Annotated in this window: 3 protein-coding genes; 1 reads left to right on the plus strand and 2 read right to left on the minus strand. The window is 47.8% G+C overall.

Going from position 1 to position 4,099, the window contains the following annotated elements; all coding sequences use genetic code 11:
- Positions 1–145: 145 nt before the first annotated feature.
- Entirely contained in the window at positions 146–511 is a 366-nt protein-coding gene (locus A5295_RS06400) for a hypothetical protein (protein ID WP_162861110.1), read from the plus strand.
- 115 nt (positions 512–626) lie between these two features.
- On the opposite strand, the gene A5295_RS06520 is transcribed toward A5295_RS06400, so the two are convergent.
- Both A5295_RS06520 and A5295_RS06525 read right to left on the minus strand, forming a co-directional pair.
- Positions 627–2,735, minus strand: a complete 2,109-nt coding sequence (locus tag A5295_RS06520) for an LPXTG cell wall anchor domain-containing protein (RefSeq protein ID WP_231875305.1) — start codon at positions 2,733–2,735, stop codon at positions 627–629.
- Complete coding sequence (locus A5295_RS06525; protein WP_064622092.1) at positions 2,711–4,027, minus strand: hypothetical protein; 1,317 nt, start codon at positions 4,025–4,027, stop codon at positions 2,711–2,713. Before A5295_RS06525 ends, A5295_RS06520 begins: the two co-directional genes overlap by 25 nt.
- Positions 4,028–4,099 lie beyond the last annotated feature (72 nt).

Consider the following 4,099-nt stretch of genomic DNA (forward strand, 5'->3'; position numbering starts at 1 on the left):
AAAATTAGTAGTACATTATTAGACCTTAACTATTTACCAGTCTCAGCTCGTAGTACGTGTTTTCTGATATCCCTACTGTTTGGCAGAGTCCGGCTATTCGTATGTCAGGATTCTTTCTGTGGAATTGGTGGATAAGGTGTAACGCTTGGCTTCAATCAAAACCCTCAACTCTGCTCGCCATCTGGTCGAGGAATATGCTGACTTGCTTGTGTACTTGTTCTGGCATGCCGGACTGTGTGTAGTCGGTGTTTTCCCGCCTGTTGATGCAGCGTTCAATCCTTTTGCTCCCGATGAGGGTGGACGGCATTCCAGCCTGTGCAAAAATAACAGACGGTCTGACACCGTTATCGTATTGCTGGACAGCGTCTTTGTGGAATTGGCTTGTGTAGTAGATTCGTGTGGCTGTCGCGTGTTTGATAGCTGGAAGACTGTTGAGATAAGCACGTTGACTAGGGGTAAAGGCTGTGTCTTTTCTACTCATGAGTATGAACCGTTACGTGTGAAAGATTAATAAGAAATCAATAGAGGAAGAAGAAAATATAGAGTGAGGGGCCACACCATTGCACGGAGATAGTCCCGTGTGCATGTGCGACCCCTCGCCAGTTAATACTAAGCGTGTTTACGGGTTAATGCTTACGAGCATTTTCCTTGTTACGCTTAGTGATCATGATGCTTGCTCCTGCGCCCAGGGCTGCAAGAGCAGCGATAGCGATAGACACGACCGCGCTACCAGTCTGAGCCAATGGTGCAGCAGTAACACCGTTCCAATCATCAGAATCTTCGACTGGAGTGTCATAGCACACACCCGTATTACCACCATTACCATTATCTCCACCGTTTGGGTCGAATGGGTGATCGTTATGGGATGCGCATGGCACGATAGGTGTACCAGTCGTGTGACCACGGTCGGTATGATTCATCGTGTTCATACCAGTCAACGTGCCCTTGACTTCTACGTATTCGCCAGGCTTTAATACCAGGTTAGACCAGTTTGCTGGATACTCCAGATTAGTTACCGTACCGGAGCCTGCGATAGTCTTATCATCTAACGTGATCTTGGTCAGGTTGACTTTACCGGTGTTGATGATACGGAACACAATCTTGGTGCCGTTCTTGGTAGACTTCAAGGCTTCGCTTGGTGTGTTACGGTCTCCCGCTTCAAGACCAGATGCTGCGTCGTACTTGATGAGTTTAATAGCAGGGGTCTGGTCTGGGGTCTTGGTCCACACCATATTGGATTCGCGTTCAACATCATTCATGGTTTCCACGAACGTGTTTTCTACGCGATCGCTTACGCCCAAACGGGTCATTTGCACGTACGCTGTCCAGGACAAGTCACTATCCATAGCAGATGCAATATCAAGGAACTGTTGTGTTGCCTCTACAGTAAACGCACCATTAGCCTCGGTGAAAGTGAAATATCCGGCATCAACACCGCTACCGTCGATACGGCTACCCTTGGAGATCACAGTGCCGTCAGCGAGCTTAATGTCGTTGTTGACATAGACTGCCCACTGGCCGGTTAGCTTGTCAAACTTTTCATCATAATCATCCACGATGCGCCAATTCTTGATCTGCTTGTAGGCACGGTTACCAGCGATCTTGGAGCTATCGAGACGATACAAGAACTGATGATCCTTATAAATACTCTTACCATTCGCACTTTCGCCATTAACCTTAACAGTCACATCCTTCTTCGGGTTAATAACCTTTAACGGGTTAGTTACCGTGTTCGTTACATCCTTGCGATCGTTTGTAATCTGGGTGGCAGTGTTCTTCACTACATACCCGTCCTTGACCTGCTTGACTGTCATAGGAAGCACGATGGTGTAATCCTGACCAAGGAGAGACTGGTCGATTGCAGGATCCTTTGTCACATCCAATACCTTGCCAGCGTAGGCCTTTAAATCTGTTGGTTGTGGATCCCCTGGAAGAATATCTCCGAGATACTCCGTGTCTACGGTCTTAGCGAACACGTAGACGACACCATCCTTAACCTGGATATTGAACTTGTTGGTGACGTCCTTACCGGCTGCGTCTAGGATTTCGATATTCTTGTCATTGAGCTGCAAGTACTCATCATCATAGTCATCGATCATGCCGAGACGGTGAACCTTATACGCAGTGTCCTTCAACGTGGCTGCGCTTAAAGTGAGACGGTAGTAAATATCGTCTCCTACGTATGCGGTCTTGCCATCAATATTGATACCAGTCTTGGTTTCATCCTTCTTTTCAGGCTTTGGCTCTACCGGCTTATTCGATACCACGTTAGACGAGGTCAAACTATTGTTGAGTTTCAAACCCCACTGATTATCCACACTATGGTCTGTTGGAGCGTTCTTGGATACCGTGCCTTCGAAACGAACCTGGAAACGATGCTTAGATCCCGCGGTCATATTCGCTGTCACGTAATCCTTGTTGAGTTCGATAGTAAACTCATGCTTCTCGGTATCTGCAGTAAGCGTGTAGTTCTTCTTACTGATGGTGCGACCGGTTTCAAGGTCACGCAGCTCGATAGTCTGCTTGTCAAGCTCAAGATACTGGTCATACGTGTCAGTGAATGCAACAGACTCGATAGCATAACTCAGGTTGTTTGGAATGGTTGGTTCGCTAGTGAGTTCGTATTCCAGCTTCTGTCCTGGCATGACACTCTTACCATTAATATCGTCCTGGTCACCACCCTGAGAGGCCTCAGATATGACTGCCTTTGCTACTGGTGGAACGTAACCACACACGTATGGTTCGTTCGTAGTCTTTGTCTTGCCGCGGCAGACTCTGAGCCTTTATTCTTCAAACCATGAGAATTGAGGGCTGCGCCTGTGGTTGGATCAGCACAAAACTCGACTTCATCCGTAGCTTTTTTGCCTGCGTCAGCGCGTACCTGGGCTGCACCCTTACCATTTGCATAATTCGCCTTGCCTCCGATAAGCAGCGTGTATTGCATAGGGGTAGCAAGACTACGTGCAGCAGCAAGAGCTTGACTGGTCATGGTAGCAGTAATGGTCGTGCCAGCCTGTTGGATAGTGAACTGGCTTGTCACGTCAGTACCCTTAGTGATGATGTCATCGACTGAGGAGACGGTAGTTGATGCCTCAGGGATTGGAGCAGCATACACATGCACATCACTCATATCTGGATCCCACAAATAGTCAGCAGCCGTGTAATCATCAGACAGGGTGAATGTGTCGAGGCTATCTCCCAGGTTCTCGCCCAAGCTACCGTTAACCACAGAGCCGAGCTTGTCACCATCAAGGATGGTTTGGGTGTCTGCACCGGTGGTGTTGGTATGCTTCGCATCAATAACGGTTGCCCATTTGCCGTTAGAGTATTTTACCCAGGACTTATCAGGGGTAAAGTCCCACAGTTTAGGCTGGTCTTTTGCAAGAACGATAACAATCAAATCAGTATTTGGCGTACTCATACCCTGAGCAGCGAATGAAGCGAGTGTATTAGCTGAATCAATATCATCAAACACTGTGTATTCGCTACCGCCGTGATTATATTTTCTGGTACCGTTCTGTGTTTCGTTGTTCCATGCTGATAACCATTGAGCGCCAGTTGCTTGCGCGCTAGAAGTATTGTTATATTCCGGTTTTGTGATTCCTGGTCCTGCTGTTGTTGCGGTGAAGCCTACACCCCAGATGCGGCAGTCTGCCGAACCAGTGCCACCTCGCGCAGTATACTCTGTTTCACAATCACCGCGAGCCTTGGATAATGCAGCGTTAATTTGCGCTCTAGCTGCTGCTTCGCGGGTAGCAGAGCTACCGATGGCTACACCTTCTGATTGGATAGCGCGCACCACTGCTTCATTATCTGATGCGGAACCTAGGTTATCATCGGTAACCCAGAATGTATTCGATTTATATGTGCCAGATCCGCCAGTGTTTCCACCTGTCCATCCGGCACCGCCAGCGGCAAATGCGGATCCTGTCAACATTGTTGATGCGACAACGATACCAGCAAGAGCGCGATGTGAACCTTGTCGGATCTTGTCTCTCATACTTTTATGCTTAGCGAAAAGCGACATAAAAGTCTCCCTTTTTCAAATTGCTTATTATGAAATGCGAAACCAAAAAGTTTCACATTCAGTAATGAGAAA

Source organism: Gardnerella sp. 26-12, assembly GCF_001660745.1.
GTDB classification, from domain to species: domain Bacteria; phylum Actinomycetota; class Actinomycetes; order Actinomycetales; family Bifidobacteriaceae; genus Bifidobacterium; species Bifidobacterium swidsinskii.

Coding starts and splice junctions, on each gene's coding strand:
- A5295_RS06525 (WP_064622092.1), bottom strand. CDS start 4,027: ATGTCGCTTTTCGCTAAGCATAAAAGTATGAGAGACAAGATCCGACAA.